The sequence below is a fragment of the Polaribacter vadi genome, assembly GCF_018861005.1.
In the GTDB taxonomy this organism is placed as follows: domain Bacteria; phylum Bacteroidota; class Bacteroidia; order Flavobacteriales; family Flavobacteriaceae; genus Polaribacter; species Polaribacter vadi_A.
Genome location: NZ_JAHKQL010000023.1, coordinates 77,587 through 95,998 on the forward strand (window position 1 = coordinate 77,587; position 18,412 = coordinate 95,998).

At 29.7% G+C, this 18,412-nt stretch carries 15 protein-coding genes; 8 read left to right on the plus strand and 7 right to left on the minus strand.

The genetic code is table 11. The features are described 5' to 3' along the window. Nucleotides 1–120 precede the first annotated feature (120 nt). The 8 genes from fdhD to KO506_RS12225 all read left to right on the plus strand — a co-directional run bounded on the left by fdhD (nt 121) and on the right by KO506_RS12225 (nt 10,542). Nucleotides 121–927 carry a formate dehydrogenase accessory sulfurtransferase FdhD gene (gene fdhD, locus KO506_RS12190; protein WP_215995192.1) on the plus strand — a complete coding sequence of 269 codons (807 nt, stop codon included), beginning with the start codon at nt 121–123 and terminating at the stop codon, nt 925–927. Beyond that, nucleotides 920–3,211 carry an FdhF/YdeP family oxidoreductase gene (locus KO506_RS12195; protein ID WP_215995193.1) on the plus strand — a complete coding sequence of 764 codons (2,292 nt, stop codon included), beginning with the start codon at nt 920–922 and terminating at the stop codon, nt 3,209–3,211. The genes fdhD and KO506_RS12195 overlap by 8 nt, the downstream gene beginning before the upstream one ends. Nucleotides 3,212–3,220: 9 nt before the next feature. After that, nucleotides 3,221–4,747: a hypothetical protein gene (locus KO506_RS12200; protein ID WP_215995194.1), complete on the plus strand. Its 1,527-nt coding sequence runs from the start codon at nt 3,221–3,223 to the stop codon at nt 4,745–4,747. Between the two features lie 36 nt (nt 4,748–4,783). Then, nucleotides 4,784–6,415 (plus strand): beta-N-acetylhexosaminidase, encoded by a 1,632-nt coding sequence (locus KO506_RS12205; protein ID WP_215995195.1) that lies wholly within the window; start codon nt 4,784–4,786, stop codon nt 6,413–6,415. Between the two features lie 5 nt (nt 6,416–6,420). After that, nucleotides 6,421–7,497 carry a mevalonate kinase family protein gene (locus tag KO506_RS12210; protein ID WP_215995196.1) on the plus strand — a complete coding sequence of 359 codons (1,077 nt, stop codon included), beginning with the start codon at nt 6,421–6,423 and terminating at the stop codon, nt 7,495–7,497. Between the two features lie 6 nt (nt 7,498–7,503). Next, nucleotides 7,504–8,379, plus strand: coding sequence for a sugar phosphate nucleotidyltransferase (locus tag KO506_RS12215; RefSeq protein ID WP_252726858.1), 876 nt, complete (start codon nt 7,504–7,506; stop codon nt 8,377–8,379). A gap of 48 nt (nt 8,380–8,427) precedes the next feature. Further along, nucleotides 8,428–10,236, plus strand: a complete 1,809-nt coding sequence (locus tag KO506_RS12220) for a sodium:solute symporter family protein (RefSeq protein WP_215995197.1) — start codon at nt 8,428–8,430, stop codon at nt 10,234–10,236. A gap of 87 nt (nt 10,237–10,323) precedes the next feature. Continuing rightward, nucleotides 10,324–10,542, plus strand: coding sequence for a hypothetical protein (locus KO506_RS12225; RefSeq protein WP_215995198.1), 219 nt, complete (start codon nt 10,324–10,326; stop codon nt 10,540–10,542). 216 nt (nt 10,543–10,758) lie between these two features. Here the strand turns inward: KO506_RS12225 and ettA are convergent, their stop codons facing one another. The 7 genes from ettA to KO506_RS12260 all read right to left on the minus strand — a co-directional run bounded on the left by ettA (nt 10,759) and on the right by KO506_RS12260 (nt 18,389). Beyond that, nucleotides 10,759–12,450: an energy-dependent translational throttle protein EttA gene (gene ettA / locus KO506_RS12230; protein ID WP_215995199.1), complete on the minus strand. Its 1,692-nt coding sequence runs from the start codon at nt 12,448–12,450 to the stop codon at nt 10,759–10,761. 51 nt (nt 12,451–12,501) lie between these two features. Further along, nucleotides 12,502–12,684, minus strand: coding sequence for a CAL67264 family membrane protein (locus tag KO506_RS12235; protein ID WP_215995200.1), 183 nt, complete (start codon nt 12,682–12,684; stop codon nt 12,502–12,504). Between the two features lie 116 nt (nt 12,685–12,800). Next, nucleotides 12,801–13,793, minus strand: a complete 993-nt coding sequence (lpxD, locus tag KO506_RS12240) for a UDP-3-O-(3-hydroxymyristoyl)glucosamine N-acyltransferase (RefSeq protein ID WP_215995201.1) — start codon at nt 13,791–13,793, stop codon at nt 12,801–12,803. Between the two features lie 88 nt (nt 13,794–13,881). Continuing rightward, complete coding sequence (locus KO506_RS12245; RefSeq protein ID WP_215995202.1) at nt 13,882–14,442, minus strand: hypothetical protein; 561 nt, start codon at nt 14,440–14,442, stop codon at nt 13,882–13,884. Nucleotides 14,443–14,528: 86 nt separating this feature from the next. Beyond that, the gene (locus KO506_RS12250) at nt 14,529–16,553 is read right to left on the minus strand and encodes an NADPH-dependent 2,4-dienoyl-CoA reductase (RefSeq protein ID WP_215995203.1); all 2,025 of its coding nucleotides are present in this window, start codon (nt 16,551–16,553) and stop codon (nt 14,529–14,531) included. 442 nt (nt 16,554–16,995) lie between these two features. Beyond that, a complete protein-coding gene (locus tag KO506_RS12255) occupies nt 16,996–17,865 on the minus strand; it encodes a pirin family protein (protein WP_215995204.1) in 870 nt (289 codons plus the stop codon). Nucleotides 17,866–17,951: 86 nt separating this feature from the next. Continuing rightward, complete coding sequence (locus tag KO506_RS12260) at nt 17,952–18,389, minus strand: MarR family winged helix-turn-helix transcriptional regulator (protein WP_215995205.1); 438 nt, start codon at nt 18,387–18,389, stop codon at nt 17,952–17,954. Nucleotides 18,390–18,412 lie beyond the last annotated feature (23 nt).

Sequence of the window (18,412 nt, forward strand, 5' to 3'; positions counted from 1 at the left end):
GTGTTTTATTTTTAGGGGTATAAGACACTAAAGCCCAAGTCTCGATTTCTATATCGAGACTTTTTTTATTACTAATAGTTTTTCATTAAGTTTGTATAGAAGGAATAACTTTCTACAGATATGCAAACAGCTAATTATCAGGGTTTAAAAATAACAACTAATCATCATTTAAAAATTGATGACTACTTAGTTGTAGAAGCTCCATTACAAATAAATATTAATAACGAGCCTTATACTGTTGTTATGCGAACTCCTAATGATGATTTTGAGCTAATTAGAGGCTTATTATATGCTGAAGATATTTACAAAAAAAAGGAACCTTTAGAGTTTAAAATTGAAGAAGAATCTTCTACAATACCTACAATCATAAATGTAAATATTCAGAAAGAATTCTTAGGTAAAGGATATTTAAATAAACGAACATTATTGTCTGTTTCTTCTTGTGGAATTTGTGGTAAAAAAGAATTAAAAGATATAAATATTACTGGAGAGCCATTAACTAAAAGTGTCTTTATTTCTTCGGATGAATTGCATAAAATGTATGCTAATATGAATAATTTTCAAGAGATTTTTAAAAAATCTGGAGGCAGTCATGCATCAGCAATTTTTAATAAAAATCAAGAAATTTTATCGGTAAAAGAAGATATTGGTAGGCATAATACAGTAGATAAAACTGTGGGTGATTTATTAGAAAAACAAACTTTAAAAAACGCACATTATTTATTAGTAAGTGGTAGAGTTTCTTACGAAATTGTAACCAAAGCCTTTATTGCAAAAATACCAATTATTGTGGCTGTTTCTGCTTGTTCTTCTTTGGCTGTAGATTTTGCAAAAGAATTCGGAATTTGCTTAATTGGTTTTACCAGAAACCAAAAAATGACTATTTACGCTAACCCAAACTATATTAATAAACTAGAGAATGTCTAAAAAAACAAACGCACAACCACCAGAAAAATTAACAGGGATTGAGTTAATAGACGTTCCTAAATCTGCTGTTGGTGCAAAAGCAATAGCCTCTGCACTAGGTCATATTAAAAATGAAGTTGGTGTTTTAAAAGGTATTAGTTTATTAAAAAATTTAAATCAGAAATATGGTTTTGATTGCCCAGGTTGTGCTTGGCCAGATCCAGATGAAAAACGTGCTTTTTTAGCAGAATATTGTGAAAATGGCGCAAAAGCTGTTGCAGAAGAAGCTACTAAAAATAAAGTTTCTCCATTATTTTTCTCTACCTTTTCTGTAAGTAATTTAGCTCAATTATCGGATTATGAAATTGGTAAAAAAGGACGAATTACACATCCTGTATATTTACCTGAAGGATCAGATTATTATAAAGAAATTTCTTGGCAAGATGCTTTTAAATTAATTGCTGATGAGTTAAATATCTTAGACTCTCCTGATGAGGCCATTTTTTACACTTCTGGTAGAACCAGTAATGAAGCTGCTTACTTGTATCAATTATTTGTGCGTCAGTTTGGTACAAACAATTTACCAGATTGTTCTAATATGTGTCATGAATCTAGTGGAGCTGCACTTACAGAAACATTAGGTATTGGTAAAGGTTCTGTTACTTTAGACGATTTTAATCATACAGATTTAATTATTGTAATTGGTCAAAACCCAGGTACAAATCATCCAAGAATGTTAACTGCCTTAAGTGAAGCTAAGAAAAAAGGGAGTAAAATAATTACTATTAACCCTTTACCAGAGGTTGGTTTAATAAATTTTAAAGAGCCACAAAACCCTTTAAAATGGGCTGGTTCTGGTCAAGATTTAACAGATTTATTTTTACAAGTAAAAATAAATGGAGATGTTGCTTTATTAAAAATAATTTTAAAGTTGATGTTAGAACAAGAAGAAAACGTTCCTTATTCTGTTTTTGATTATCAATTTATAAAAGACAAAACTTACGGAATTGAAGATTTATTAGATGATTTAGAAACCTATTCTATAGATTATTTATTGCCACAAACTGGTTTAACTTTAGATGAAATCAAGAAAGCTGCTGACTTAATTATCAACAATAAAAAAATGATAATTTGCTGGGCAATGGGTGTAACTCAGCATAAAAATGCTGTTGATAACATTAGAGAAATTGTAAACATTTTATTACTTAAAGGTAGTATTGGTAAAAAAGGTGCAGGTACTTGCCCAGTTCGTGGTCACTCTAATGTTCAAGGAGATAGAACTATGGGGGTTTGGGAAAAAATGCCAGATTCTTTTTTAGATAGTTTAGAAGAAGAATTCAAATTTAAAGCACCAAGAAAACATGGTTATGATGTTGTAGAGGCTATAGAAGCTATGCACAAAAAGAAAGCTAAAGTATTTTTTGGTATGGGTGGTAATTTTATATCAGCAACACCAGATACCGAATTCACTGCAGAAGCTTTACGTAATTGTAATTTAACAGTTCATGTTTCTACCAAACTAAATAGAAGTCATTTAGTTCATGGTAAAAAAGCATTAATTTTACCTTGTTTAGGTCGTTCTGAAAAAGACATTCAGAGTTCTGGAGAGCAATTTGTATCCGTAGAAAATTCTATGGGAGTTGTTCATAAATCTAAAGGCCATTTAAAACCTTGTTCTGAAGATTTATTAAGTGAAGCTGCTATAGTTGCTGGTTTAGCTAATGTAACTTTTAAAAAATCAACAATAAATTGGATTAATTTAGTATCTAATTACGATTTTATTCGCGATAAAATAGAAGCTACAATTCCTGGTTTTAAAGACTTTAATAAAAAAGTTAGAGTTGATGGTGGTTTTTATTTACCAAACAATGCAAGAGAAAATAATTTTAAACCAACACATACAGGTAAAGCTAATTTTAGTATAAACTCACCTTCAGATATTGTATTAAAAGACAATCAATTTATGATGATGACAATTAGAACTCACGATCAATATAATACTACTATTTATGGTTTAAATGATAGATATAGAGGTGTTTTAAATGAACGTAGAGTTATATTTATGAATCCTGATAACATGAAATCTTTAGGTTTAGAAAAACTCGATTTAGTAGATTTAACAAGCTATTTTAATGATGAGGAAAGAGAAGCTAAAGGCTTTTTAGCAATACCTTATAATATTCCTAAACAATGCACAGCAACTTATTTTCCTGAAGCAAATGTATTAGTACCTATAAAAAGTACTGCTAATATTAGCAATACACCAACATCAAAAACAGTAATTATTTCTATAAAAAAAAGATAATTTCAAATTATGAAAAAACTTTTAATTTTATTTGTAATCTCATTTTCTAGTCAATTTATATCATCTCAAACAGATAATGTTCCTAATAAAAAAACTCAAAACGCATTTGCAAAACTAGATTTTCTATCTATAAATATGCCTGAAACTTCTATACCTAATGAAGCAAATATGGGGTTTACTGGTATTCATTACAACTTAATGTTGAATGATTGGGCTTATGCAGGTACTGGTATTTATGGAGCAGTTTCAGGAGAAAGAGGTGGCTTTTTTACTTTAGGCGTAAATGCAGGAATTAAAAAATATTTTGGCGATGATTTTTATTTAGATACTGGTTTTCATTTTGGTGGTGGAGGTGGTGCTGCAGCTCCAGATGGTGGAGGCGCTTTTATTTTACCTCATTTTAATTTGGGTTACGATTTTAAAAGTTTCTCATTAAATTCAGGTTGGTCTTATGTTAACTTTTTTGATGATGGTCTAATTAAAGGACATCAATTTAATGTTGGTTTAGAATTTCCTTTAAACTTTGTATATGCTGATTATAATTTATCTGAAAACGAAGTTGATTTTACAGATTTAGCAAAGTCAGATTGGAACATCAATTCTAAAAAAACTTCTATGATGTTGCACCTAAACACACTAAAAATAAAAGGTGATACTCAAGGTATTAATAATGGAAAAACTATAAAATTAGCAGGTTTCGAGTTCGATTCTTATATCACCGAAAACTGGTTTGCATTTTTAAAAGTAGATGGTGCTTTCGATGGAATTAAAGCTGGTTTTATGGATGTATTTTTAGGTGGTGGTTATCACTTTAACATCAACAACAACAGTACAAATATTTTAGCTAAATTTGGAGTTGGTGCAGCTGGTGGTGGTGGAATAGACACACAAGGTGGTTTTTTACTTTATCCAGATTTGTCTATTGAACAAAGAATTTATAATTATTTATTTATAGCACTAAACAAAGGTTTTGTGCTATCTCCTAACTCACATTTTAATACTTCTTCTTTAGGTGTTGGAATAAAATATTATATTGATAGAAATGGAATTATAGCAGACAAATCTTTTTCTTCTGGAAAATTTAAAGGTTTTGAAGTAATTGTAAAACAGGATCTTTATTTAGATGCTGAAAGAGATGATCAACCTACAGAGGATTTACATCAAATCTCACTTCAAATAAACTTAGATTTAAACAAAAATGTTTATGTTGCTGGGCAAACTGCATTTGCTAATTTTGGTAATGCTGGTGCTTATGCAGAAGGAATTGTTGGTTTAGGTGCAAAAACAAATCCTATTGCAAACGATAAAATCACCATTTTCGGACAAGTTTTAACGGGTGCTGCTGGTGGTGGAGATATTAGTACTGGTGAGGGCTTAATTTTAAAACCAAGTGCTGGTTTAAGCTATAAACTAAACAATACTTTAAGTCTTAGAGCTGCTGGTGGTTATGTAAAAGCTAAAGGAGGTCAATTAAGTAGTACTTTCTTTAACTTCGGATTAAAATATCACTTGTCATTTTTAAAAATGAACGAATAAAAGCTTATTTTTAAGGAATAATCACATCCCCAAAAAATGAAAATTAAATTTATACTTTTTTTCAGTTTGTTTCTTTTGTTAAACACTCAAATTATTACATCACAAGAAATACATATTACACCTCGTCCTCAAAAAATAATTACAGGAAACAAGTCAATAAAAATAAATTCAGAAACACAAATTGTTTTTGATAATGACAGTAAAATTCTTGCAGATAATTTACAGCAATATTTTAAAGAGGAATTTAATTTAAACTTAAAAACTACTGCTTTTCAAAACCTTAAAATAAATTTTATCGAATTTAAGATTGATAAAAGTTTTGCTGATGAAAGTTACGAACTTACAGTAAATACTGATAAAATTTCAATTATCGCCAAAAATGAAACGGGTTTATTTTATGGAGTACAAACTTTAAAACAATTGTGTTCTTACAATGCCCATTTTTCTAAATATGAAAAACATTTAGAGGTAAAAGTGGTTAAAATAGAAGATTGTCCAAGATTTAAATGGCGCTCTTTTATGTTAGATGAAGCACGTTATTTTAAAGGGATGAAACAGGTAAAGTTGCTTTTAGATGAAATGGCTTTTTTAAAAATGAATGTTTTTCATTGGCATTTGGTAGATGACCAAGGTTGGCGAATTGAAATAAAAAAATATCCAAAACTAACCGAAATTGGGTCTAAAAGAAAAAGTACTCAAATTGGTCCTTTACAATGGGAAAGTCCGATTCAATCTGCAGAACCACATGAAGGTTTTTATACACAAGAAGAAATTAAAGAAATTATACAATATGCAAAAGAAAGGCATATAACTGTTGTTCCAGAAATAGAAATGCCTGGGCATTCTACTGCTGCAATTGCAGCATATCCTTGGTTAGGAACTTCTGGTAAAGAAATTGAAGTACCTATAAAATTCGGAGTTGGCAAAGATGTTTACAATGTTGCAAACCAAAGAGTAACTGACTTTTTAAAAGATGTTTTAGATGAAGTTATGGAGTTGTTTCCTTCCGAAGTTATTCATATTGGTGGTGATGAAGTAAAATACAATCATTGGAAATCTTCTCCTTATGTTCAGAAATATATGAAAGAAAATAACTTGGCAACTCCTGCAGATTTACAAGTTTATTTTACAAACAGTATTTCTAAATATTTACAAAGTAAAGGTAGAAGAATGATGGGTTGGAACGAAATTATGGGACACAATTTACATTTTTATCAAGATAAAAACGATACAAAAACGACTCAAAAATTAGCACAAGAAAGCATTATTCATTTTTGGAAAGGTGATGTAGAATTGGCAACAACAGCTGCAAGTAATGGTTATGAAATTGTAAATTCATTACATACTTTTACGTATTTAGATTACAGATATAAAAATTTACCTTTATCAAAAGCCTATGCTTTTGATCCTGTTCCAGAAAAATTAGAACCAAAATATCATCATAAAGTAATTGGTTTGGGTTGCCAAATGTGGGGAGAATGGATACCTACAGATGGTGAAATGCATTACAAAGTTTTTCCAAGAATTGCTGCTTATGCAGAAGTTGGTTGGACAGATAAAAAACAAAAGAATTTTGGTGTTTTTAAAAAATCACTAAAGAATTTACAAAAAAGATGGACTGCTAAAGAAATTTATTTTGCTCCTGATGATTTTGTAGAAAAAAAGTAATTCGTTTGAAAGAAATTATATCCATAGCACCAGGAAGAACTTGTTTGTTTGGTGATCATCAGGATTATTTAGGGTTACCCATTATTGCTTGTGCTATTAATAGACATATTACTATAAAAGCAACAAAAAACAATTCTGAATCTTTTAATATTGATATGCCAGACATCAATAAAAAAAGAACAATTCCGATTTTTGAAGAGATTGAAAAACTAGAAAAAGAAGATTTTTTACAATCATCTTTACAAGTTTTAAAAAGATACAATTGTATACCAGATTCAGGTTATGATATTTTGATTACTGGTACAATTCCAATAAATTCTGGTACTTCTAGTTCATCAGCATTAACAGTAGCTTGGGTTCAGTTTTTATTAAAAGCCTTTGGTCCAGAAAAACTATTAACTCCAGAAAATATATCTCAATTGGCTTTTGAAGCTGAAGTTTTAGAGTTTAATAATCCAGGAGGAAAAATGGATCAATACAGTATTGGTTTAGGAAATATTATTTATTTAGAAACCGGTGATGATTTTTCTTATAATGTTTTAAAAGCACCCTTAACTGGATTAATAATGGCAGATTCTGGTGTTCCTAAAGAAACTACTGCTCTGCTAAAAAGATTAAAAACAAATTCTTGGTTGGCTATTGAAGAAGTTAAAAAAAAGATACCCAATTTTAAAGTTGAAACAGCAAATTTTGATGATTTACAAAAATATTTAGATTGTATTTCATCTGATTTAAAACCTTATTTAGAAGCTGCAATTGGGAATTTCAACGTTACAAAAAAAGCGCTAACTGAATTTAAAAAAGATAAAATCGATTTAGTAAAAATTGGTAAATTGATGACTCAACATCATCATTATTTAAAAAATCTTTTAAAAATAACAGTTCCTAAAATTGATGCTATGATAGATGCAGCTGTAAATTCTGGTGCTTTAGGAGCAAAAATTGTGGGTTCTGGAGGTGGAGGAAGTATTGCTGTTTTATCACCTAAAAATAAAGAAATCGCTATTAAAAAAGCACTTTTTAATGCAGGTGCAAAAGATGTTTATATTGCTGCAATAGATCAAGGAGCAAGAATCGAATAAAATAATATGATGCACTATAATTTAATAATTTTAGCTGGAGGAATGTCATCAAGAATGAAAAGACCTGCTGCTTCTAAATCTGTAAACGAACAAGAAATTAATCAAGCAAATAATAGAAGTAAAAGCTTAATTAGTGTTGGTAATTCTGGTAGACCTTTAATGGATTATCTTTTATTTAATGCAAAAAAAGCAGGTTATAAAAACATCTATATTGTTATCAATGAAAAAGGTCGTTTGTTTAAAGAGTTTTATGGTGATAAAAGTAAAAATAATAATTTTAACGGATTAAACATCTCCTTTCCTATTCAATATATCCCAAAAGAAAGAGTAAAACCTTTTGGAACTGCAGATGCAGTTTTTCAGGCTGTAGAGCAATTTCCAGAACTACAATCACAACAATTTACAGTTTGTAATAGCGATAATTTATATTCAGAAAAGTCTTTAAAAATATTAAGAGAAACTACAAATTCTAACGTTTTAGTTTCTTTTGATAGAGATGCATTAGAATTTTCTTTAGAAAAAATTTATTCTTTTGCTATTATGAATTTAGATGAAAACAATTATCTAAAAAATATAATTGAAAAACCAACATTAGAAGAAGCTGAAGCGTATAAAGACGAAAAAGGTAAAATTAGAGTAAGTATGAATATTTTTAAAATGGATGGAAAAATGATATATCCTTATTTAAAAAACTGTCCTATTCATCCAAAGCGAAATGAAAAAGAATTGCCAACAGTAGTTTTAAATTTTGTTGCAGATTATCCTCAGGCTTTTTTAGCAATTCCACTTTCTGAACACGTGCCAGATTTAACTGCTAAAGACGATATTATCATCATAAAACAATATTTAAAACAGCATTACCCAGAAAGATTAAATTGGTAATTATTAAATATTTATATTGCAACTATCCTAACAATCAATAAAAACTTTATGATCAATTTAAGTACATTAGATTATGTATTAATCATTTCATTTTTTTTAATCACTTTATTTATTGGAATTTACGTTTCTAAAAAATCAGGCAAAGACTCAACCGAGTTTTTTCTTTCTGGTAGAAATATGCCTTGGTGGTTATTAGGTGTTTCAATGGTTGCCACTACTTTTTCTACAGATACTCCTAATTTTGTTACAGATATTGTTAGAAAAGACGGAGTTTCATCTAATTGGATGTGGTGGGCCTTTTTAATAACTGGTTTATTAACTGTTTTTGTTTATGCAAAATTATGGCGAAAATCTAATGTAAAAACAGATATAGAATTTTATGAATTACGTTATGGAGGCAAACCTGCAAAGTTTTTAAGAGGCTTTAGAGCTTTATATTTAGGGTTTCTGTTCAATATTTTTGCAATGGCAGGTGTAACTCTAGCTGCTATAAAAATTGGAAGTATAATGTTAGGTTTACAACCTTGGGAAACCATTGTTTATGCAGGAACTGTAACTGTAATTTTTAGTGCTTTAGGCGGATTTAAAGGTGTAGTTTACACCGATTTTATACTATTTTTTACAGCTATGGCTGGTGCAATTGGTGCAGCTTATTATCTAGTTAACTTGCCAGAAATTGGCGGAATTGAAGCTTTGATTACCCACGAAAATGTAGTAGATAAATTATCGATTTTACCAGATTTTAATAATACAGAAGCAATTATTACACTTTTAGTTATTCCTTTAGCTGTACAATGGTGGAGTTCTTGGTACCCAGGTTCTGAACCTGGAGGTGGTGGTTATATTGCACAAAGAATGTTAGCTGCTAAAGATGAAAACCACGCAATGGGTGCCACTTTTTTCTTTAACATTATGCATTATGCTCTGCGTCCTTGGCCTTGGATTTTAGTAGCTTTAGCTTCTTTAATCATATATCCTGATATAGCAAGTATTCAAGAAGCTTTTCCTAATATTTCTGAGAGTAAATTAGGTGATGATTTAGCGTATTCTGCAATGTTAACAAAATTGCCAAGTGGTTTATTAGGCTTGGTTTTAGCCTCTTTAATTGCTGCATATATGTCAACCATTTCTACGCATTTAAACTGGGGATCATCTTATATTGTGAATGATTTTTATAAACAGCACATAAAGAAAGATGCTTCAGAAAAACATTTGGTTGCTGTAGGTAGAATTTCTACAATTTTATTAATGGTTTTTAGTGCACTTTTTGCTTTATACTTACAAAATGCAAAACAACTTTTCGATATAATAATTATGTTTGGTGCTGGTACTGGATTAATCTTTATTTTAAGATGGTTTTGGTGGCGAATTAATGCTTGGAGTGAAATTTCTGCAATGATTGTTTCTGGTGTTATTTCATTAATTTTTTCATCAGAAAGTATTGGTATTCTATTTTTTGGTGATGAAGGCTTTTTGCCTATTTGGGCTAAACTACCAGTAGTTGTTTTTATTACAACTGCAATTTGGATTTTATTTACCTTTATCACTAAACCAGAAAAACAAGAAGTTTTAATTAAATTCTACAATAAAACGCAACCTGGTGGTCCAGGATGGATTCCTGTTTTGGAAAAAGTTGAAAACAATAAAATTATATTAGAAGAAAACAAAAACTGGAATGTACCCTCAGGGATTTTAGCAATGTTATTGGGTTGTATATTAATTTACAGTTGTCTCTTTACAACTGGTTATTGGATTTATGGAGAATATTCTATAGCTATAATTACATCTGTAATAGCAATTATCTCTGCCTTTTTATTAATTAAAACTTGGAAAAAAATAAAAACAGGTATTTTATAAATCTTAAAATTTTCTTAAAATTATTAAAATAATTAAAAAAACAACTTATATTGCAGCATATTTAACCCCTTAAAATTCCCTAACATTATGGACAAAGATACCATAAGGCAAGTTTTTTTACTTGCAATATCTTCTATAGCTTTATATTTCTCAGGTTTACATTTAATGTCTATTGGTAAAATAAAATCATTAGAAGACGGACTTATTGTAATGATTTTCTTTTTTTCAGTTTTCCCTTTTTTAAGTCTTTTAACTATGTTGACCATTAAATTACTTAAATCGTTTTTAGGAGCAAAAAACTACTAAAAACAAATAATATACTGAACAAAAAAATAGCTGATATAAAAATATAATCAGCTAAAATTGTTGTTTAAAATAAAGGTTTTTCTTAAAATAAATAAGGGTTTTTCCTCATAGTATAAACTTTAATAATATATACTTTTGTATACACCCCCAACTTTTTAAGTTATTTGGACTGATTTAAATCTTCATTCTCTCACCAAGAATGAAGATTTATTTATTTTATCTAATTAACTTTTTATACTTAATACGTTTTGGCATTAAATCTCCACCCAAACGTTTTTTCTTATTTTCTTCATAATCAGAAAAAGAACCTTCAAAGAAATAAACTTGGCTATCTCCTTCAAAAGCTAAAATGTGTGTGCAAATTCTATCTAAAAACCATCTATCGTGACTAATAACTACAGCACATCCTGCAAAGTTTTCTAAACCTTCTTCTAAAGCTCTCAACGTATTTACATCTAAATCGTTTGTTGGCTCATCTAAAAGTAAAACGTTACCTTCTTCTTTTAGCGTCATTGCTAAATGTAATCTATTTCTTTCTCCTCCAGAAAGTGTAGAAACTTTCTTGTTTTGCTCACTACCAGAAAAGTTAAAACGACTTAAATAAGCACGAGAGTTCACTTGCTTACCTCCCATCATTACTAAATCTTGACCATCAGAAAAGTTTTCCCAAATTGTTTTATCTGGATTGATATCTGAGTGTGCTTGATCTACATATGCAATTTTAGCAGTTTCACCCACTTTAAAGTTTCCATTATCAGGAGTTTCTTCTCCCATAATCATTTTAAAAATAGTGGTTTTACCTGCTCCATTTGGTCCAATGATACCAACAATACCTGCTTGTGGAAGGTTAAACTCTAAATTTTCATATAAAATTTTATCATCAAAAGCTTTAGAAACACCTGTTGCTTCAATAACATTGGTTCCTAAACGAGGTCCATTAGGAATGTAGATTTCTAATTTTTCATCAACTTGTTTCTGATCTTGACTCATTAATTTGTCATAATTCTTCAAACGTGCTTTTTGCTTTGTTTGACGACCTTTTGCTCCTTGACGTACCCACTCTAACTCTCTCTCTAAAGTTTTTTGACGTTTAGAAGCTGTTTTACTTTCTTGTGCCATTCTGTTAGATTTTTGATCTAACCAAGAAGAGTAGTTTCCTTTCCAAGGTATACCTTCTCCTCTATCCAATTCTAAAATCCAGCCAGCTACATTGTCTAAAAAATATCTATCGTGAGTTACTGCAATTACAGTTCCTTTATACTGTGCTAAATGATGTTCTAACCAATGGACAGATTCTGCATCTAAATGGTTAGTAGGCTCATCTAATAATAATATTTCTGGTTCTTGTAATAATAATCTACATAAAGCAACACGTCTTTTTTCTCCTCCAGAAAGGACTCCGATTTTTTTATCAGAATCAGGAGTTCTTAAAGCATCCATTGCAATTTCTAATTTGGTATCTAATTCCCAAGCATTAGCAGCATCAATTTTATCTTGTAATTCTGCTTGTTGGTTCATTAATTTTTCCATCTTGTCTGCATCAGAATAGACTTCTTCTAAACCAAACATGTCGTTAATTTTGTTGTATTCATCAAGAATTGCAACAGTTTCTGCAACACCTTCTCTTACAATTTCAATTACTGTTTTTTCTGGATCTAATTGTGGTTCTTGTTCTAAATATCCAACTTTATAACCTGGAGAAAAAGTAACATCACCTTGAAAATTCTTTTCTACACCAGCAATAATTTTTAATAAAGTTGATTTACCTGATCCATTTAAACCAAGAATACCAATTTTAGCACCATAAAAGAAACTTAAATAAATATCTTTTAAAACTTGTTTACCTGTTGATTGATAGGTTTTAGAAACCTTATTCATCGAAAAAATGACTTTCTTATCGTCTGACATTTTAATATTTTTTTTAAATAAATGTGAAATTGCTACAGAAATTTGTAGACTTTATACTCTTCCTTTAAGAGCATTAAATACCCAAGCTATACAGAAAAAACCAAAACCAACAGTTGCAAAACCCCAACCTGCTACATCTTCGTATCTGTATCCTCCTAATAAAATTAATACTATACCCATTACTATCATTAATAAAGTAGCATAACCTAATACAGTATTTTTATTCATTGACATATTTCCAAATTGTTTATTCTGTACAAATATCGTTAATTAATTAGAACTGTCAAATTATAGGTTTAGTAAAAAACCTTCAAAACAGTGTCTCTAAAGAACAAAAAGTCTTTTTAATTTTAGTTTTTTGCCAGTTTACGTAAAGCAACCCATTGTTTCATCTTTTCTCTCGAATCACAAGCAGGATAACCAACAACTGTTTTACCAGCAGCAACATCACTTATAACCCCAGAACCTGCACCTACTTTTGCGCCAGAATGAATAGTTACATGGTCTTTAATAGAAGCACTTCCTCCAATAATTACACCATCTCCTAAAGTTACAGAACCTGCTAAACCACTATTCCCTGCCATAATACAACATCTTCCTAAAACAGAATTATGACCAATTTGTACTAAATTATCTATTTTGCAACCATCACCTAAAATAGTAGAACTAAATTTACCTCTATCAATACAAGAATTTGCTCCAATTTCTACTGCATTACCTATTACTACATTACCTATATGTATAATTTTTACTAAACCTCTACCATCATTACTTGGTCTGTACCCAAAACCATCAGAACCAATACTTACATTGGTATGAAAAATACAGTGACTTCCTATTTTAGTTCGTTCTCTAATAACAGTTCCAGACCATACAACTGTTTCATTTCCAATCGTAGAATCATCAAAAACAGAAACATTGGGATATATTATTACATTATCTCCTAAAGTTACATTTTTACCAATGTAAGAATTGGCACCAATTTTACAATTTTTACCTAATTTTACAGTTTTATCTATGACTGCTGTTGAATGAATTTCTGTTTCAAAAAAAGGAGCCTCTGCTTGAAAAGCTTCTAAAAGAACAGCCATTGCTAAATCTACATTTTTTACTTTCACAAATGCTTTTCCTTCTTCTGGAAGAATTTTTATTCCTTCAAAAACAATAGCAACACTTGCATTAGAGCTTTTCCATAAACGTTCATATTTCGAATTCCCTATAAAAGTAACTTGCCCTTTTACTGCTTTTTCAATTTGCTCTGGTGCATTAATTACATCTTCGCAATTTCCTATTAATTCGCCATTAATAAGTGAACATAATTCTTTAACTGTAAATAGTTTCATGGTATTTTTTTCTAAAAATAGTGTTTAATTTTACTTAAAAACAAAAAAATCCTATTAATATAGAATTTTCTTAAAATAGTCTTTTATTTTATTGTCTTCTCTCACCTCTACCTCTACCACCTTCTTCATTATTATGTTTTTTAGGTTCTAGGCTATCTCTCTTATTCTTTTGATATTTTACCCATTTTTTAAATTGTTTTTCTGATAAAATATTTTCTAAGTTTTTATTCAACTCTTCTTCATGTATAAGAATTTCTTCTTTAACAGGTTTGATTACTTCTTCTACTTTTTCTCTCATTTTTACACCTTCTTCTCTATTACCTGAACTCATTGATGTATTTACAACAACATTTAAATCAGAAAATTTTACTGAATTTAAAAATGCAATTTCTTTAACTTTAAAATTGTAATTACTTATAACTTTTTTTACTTTAATTTTTAATTGATCATCTTTAACTTTTATTTTTTTTATAACCACATCAGTTTCATAATAAAAAATACCTGCAGCTTCACTCGCCTTGAATTCCTTAACCTCTCTTGTTTCTCCTTGTCTATTTTGTTGATTCATTCCTCCTCCACCATTTCTCATACCTTGAGAAAAAATCAAACTATTTACCAATAAAAGTGCTGCAAAAAATATATGTTTCATAATGATTTTTTTTAATGAATATATAAGCTTAGAGTGTATTTTTATTAAAAACTTGCGTTATTAAGCAAAATCAATAATAATCTACTTTACAATTTAGCAGCTAATCTTGCTCCTTGATTTATAGCTCTTTTTGCATCTAATTCACTTGCAAAATCTGCACCACCAATTACATGAACATTTTTACCTAAGTCTAATAAAGGTTGATAGAGTTCTTTAAATGGTGTTTGACCTGCACAAATTATCACATTATCAACATCTAAAATAATATCGTTTTCATCTTTTTTATAATGCAAACCATCATCATCAATTTTAGTATATGTAACCTCACCAATAAACTGTACTTTTTTCTTTTTTAAAGTAGATCTATGAATCCAACCAGTTGTTTTACCAAGGTTACCACCAAATTTACCTTTACTTCTTTTAAACATGTAAATTTCTCTTGGTGATTCTTCAAACTCAGGTTTTACACCTTCAACTCCACTTCTAGCTTCTAAAGATTTATCAATACCCCATTCTTTTAACCAAACATCAATATTTAATGCTGTAGATTCACCTTTATGAGAAAGATATTCTGAAACATCAAAACCTATACCTCCTGCTCCAATAACTGCAACTCTCTTTCCTACAGTTTTTTTATGTCTTAAAACATCAATATAACTTAACACTTTTGCATGATTAATACCTTCTATATTTAATTCTCTTGGCTTTATACCTGTTGCTAAAACTATTTCATCAAAATCTGATTCTTTCAAATCATCCACAGAAATTTTGGTATTTAACTTAACATCAACATTATGCAAATCAATTTGTTTTTGAAAATAACGTATTGTTTCGTAAAATTCTTCTTTACCAGGAATCTGTTTCGCCATATTAAATTGCCCCCCAATTTCTGATGAAGCATCAAACAAAGTAACAGAATGACCTCTTTTTGCAGCAATTGTTGACGCTGCTAAACCTGCAGGCCCAGCACCAATTACAGCTATTTTCTTTTTATTATCTGTTGGATTGTAATTCAATTCTGTTTCATGACAAGCTCTTGGATTTACCAAACAACTAGCTACTTTTTGCTGAAATACATGATCTAAACATGCTTGATTACAACCAATACAAGTATTTATTTCATCACTTTTATCAGCTTTAGCTTTATTAACCCATTCTGGGTCTGCTAAAAAAGGACGAGCCATAGAAACCATATCTGCATGACCTTCTGCCAAAACTTTTTCTGCAGTTTCTGGCATATTAATTCTATTAGAAGTAATTAACGGAATTGCGATTTCTTCTTTCATTTTTTGAGTAACCCAAGTAAATGCTGCTCTAGGCACAGATGTTGCAATTGTTGGTATTCTTGCTTCATGCCAGCCAACTCCTGTATTTATAATTGTTGCACCAGCTTTTTCTATTTCTTTACCCAATTGTACAATTTCTTCCCAAGAGCTTCCACCTTTAACTAAATCTAGCATAGATAGTCTGTAAATAATTATAAAATCTTTGCCAACTGCAGCTCTTGTTTGCTTTACTAATTCTATGGGTAAACGCATTCTGTTTTCATAATCTCCACCCCAATTATCTGTTCTTTTATTAGTTCTTTTTGCTATAAACTGATTAATTAAATAACCTTCAGAACCCATAATTTCTACTCCATCATAACCTGCTACTTTAGAGAGTTTTGCTGAGTTTACAAAATCATTAATTGTTCTTTTTATACCAGATTCTTTTAATTTAAAAGGTGTAAATGGTGTTATAGGCGATTTTATTTTTGATGGAGCAACATTAAAAGGATGATATCCATACCTACCTGCATGTAATATTTGCATACATATTTTACCTCCTTCTTTATGAACAGCTTCTGTTATTTTCTGATGATGTTTTGCATGTTTTTTAGTAGACATTCTTGCAGAAAAAGGACCTGTCCAACCTTGTATATTTGGTGAAATACCACCAGTTACAATTAAACCTACACCTCCTTTTGCCCTTTCTGCATAATAAGTAGCAATTTTATCTATTCCGTTTTTTTCTTCTTCTAAACCTGTATGCATAGAACCCATTAAAATTCTATTTTTTAAGGTTGTAAATCCCAAATCTAATGGCTCAAAAATGTGCTTGTATTTCATATCACTAAAATTAAATTTGTTATGCATGCATAACAAATTGCAAGATATGTTTATTTTTTTAAATGAAAAAGCCAAAGAATTTGATTCTTTGGCTTTGGGTAATAATTAAAAAATATGCCTATAAGAAAACAACTATTATCAATAATTTAGTCTTTTTATTGGCATTAAATACAAGTTCTATAAATCAGAAATAACTATAACGTCTCTATTTGTTTGTCTTTTAGAGAAACTAAATGAATAATAAGATTTAAACTAACCATGATTGGCAAAACCTCTTGTATTTGCTTTGTGAATTGTTTTTTTCATGATAATTATTTTAATACTGTTCTAAACTTAATTTTGAGTCACTAATTTTGCGTTAGCGATTGAAATGGCATCCTTTTTTGTTTTTCACAAAAAAGATATAATGGAAAGCGCGACCTTTTTAGGTAACGCCCAAAGATTAATATAAATATCCCATTTTTCCTTGCTGATAATCTCTCATTGCTTCTAAAATTTCGGTTTGCGTATTCATTACATAAGGTCCATATTGTGTAACTTTTTCGTTGATGGGCTCACCTGAAAGAATCAATAAATTACTCTTTTGTTGCGCTTTAAATTGAATGGTATTTCCATCTTGATTAAAAACGATCATTTGATTTTCACCCTTTTTTAAAATATCAGAATTGTTGACCAAAATTTCTCCATCTAAAAGATAAATTAAAGATTGATGTGTTTCTGGAATATCAATTTCTAGATTACCACTTTCATCTGCATTGGCTGTAAACACATTAACTGCTGTTTGTGTTTTAATTAAACCTGATGTGTTTTTTTGATGGCCTGCAATAATATTTAATTGTATTTTTTTATCATCAGAATACAATTTAGGAATCTGTTTTTCTTCTAAATGTTGATAATTTGGTGTTATCATTTTGTCTTTAGCAGGCAGGTTTAACCACAACTGAATCCCTTCTAAATCGCCACCTTTTTTTACAAATTCTTTGGTGGGAGCTTCTGCATGAATAATTCCTCTGCCAGCAGTTGTCCATTGAACTCCACCTGCTTTTACAATCATTTCATTACCAAGAGAATCTCTGTGTAATTGCTCGCCTTTAAACAATAAAGTTATGGGTTCAAAACCTCTGTGAGGATGAGGACCTAAATCGAATGGATTGTTAAATTCTGAAATTGCATAAGGACCATAATGATGTAACAACAAAAACGGATCTACATTCTCTAAACCTTGGATTGGTAATGGCTGACGCAATTTTATGGGTCCCATATTTACAAGCGGACTAAATACTAATTTCTGTGTGGTTTTATAGGTTTTCATAATTTATGATTATTACTTTAAAATTTGAAAAAACAATTAGCATCATTAAATAACACAATAGATTATTTTTCTTTAAATAGAGTGTTTTACCTTAGCTTGTCTAATAAATTACTTAATGTTTTTGCCTCTCCGTCTGTAAGATTCTCTAAATATGTAAAAGTTTTATCTACGTCTATGGATGATAAAAGTACTAAACCTTGTTTTGTTATTTTAACATAAACTACTCTTCTATCATGTTCACATCGTTCTCTTTCTATCAAACTTTTATCACACAACTTATCCATTAAACGAGTTGCGTTTGGTGCTCTTTCTATCATTCTATCTTTTACAATTTGCACCTTAATTTTGTCTTTTGCTCCTCTTAAAATTCTTAAAATATTGTATTGCTGAGGCGAAATTCCATAGGGTTTAAAAAACTCATTTTCTTTGCTATTTAACCAATTAGACGTGTATTTTATATTGATTAATGCTTTTAACTTTTCGTTTTTAAAACTAGTGTTGATGTCTTTTGAAATATCTCCCATATTTTCAGTATTCAGTATTCAGT

Excerpts from the sequence above, each read along its gene's own strand:
- KO506_RS12205 (WP_215995195.1), top strand. The coding sequence starts at position 4,784 with ATGAAAATTAAATTTATACTTTTTTTCAGTTTGTTTCTTTTGTTAAAC.
- KO506_RS12245 (WP_215995202.1), bottom strand. The coding sequence starts at position 14,442 with ATGAAACATATATTTTTTGCAGCACTTTTATTGGTAAATAGTTTGATT.
- KO506_RS12200 (WP_215995194.1), top strand. The coding sequence starts at position 3,221 with ATGAAAAAACTTTTAATTTTATTTGTAATCTCATTTTCTAGTCAATTT.
- KO506_RS12225 (WP_215995198.1), top strand. The coding sequence starts at position 10,324 with ATGGACAAAGATACCATAAGGCAAGTTTTTTTACTTGCAATATCTTCT.
- fdhD (WP_215995192.1), top strand. The coding sequence starts at position 121 with ATGCAAACAGCTAATTATCAGGGTTTAAAAATAACAACTAATCATCAT.
- KO506_RS12220 (WP_215995197.1), top strand. The coding sequence starts at position 8,428 with ATGATCAATTTAAGTACATTAGATTATGTATTAATCATTTCATTTTTT.
- KO506_RS12250 (WP_215995203.1), bottom strand. The coding sequence starts at position 16,553 with ATGAAATACAAGCACATTTTTGAGCCATTAGATTTGGGATTTACAACC.
- KO506_RS12235 (WP_215995200.1), bottom strand. The coding sequence starts at position 12,684 with ATGTCAATGAATAAAAATACTGTATTAGGTTATGCTACTTTATTAATG.
- KO506_RS12255 (WP_215995204.1), bottom strand. The coding sequence starts at position 17,865 with ATGAAAACCTATAAAACCACACAGAAATTAGTATTTAGTCCGCTTGTA.
- ettA (WP_215995199.1), bottom strand. The coding sequence starts at position 12,450 with ATGTCAGACGATAAGAAAGTCATTTTTTCGATGAATAAGGTTTCTAAA.
- lpxD (WP_215995201.1), bottom strand. The coding sequence starts at position 13,793 with ATGAAACTATTTACAGTTAAAGAATTATGTTCACTTATTAATGGCGAA.
- KO506_RS12195 (WP_215995193.1), top strand. The coding sequence starts at position 920 with ATGTCTAAAAAAACAAACGCACAACCACCAGAAAAATTAACAGGGATT.
- KO506_RS12260 (WP_215995205.1), bottom strand. The coding sequence starts at position 18,389 with ATGGGAGATATTTCAAAAGACATCAACACTAGTTTTAAAAACGAAAAG.
- KO506_RS12215 (WP_252726858.1), top strand. The coding sequence starts at position 7,504 with ATGATGCACTATAATTTAATAATTTTAGCTGGAGGAATGTCATCAAGA.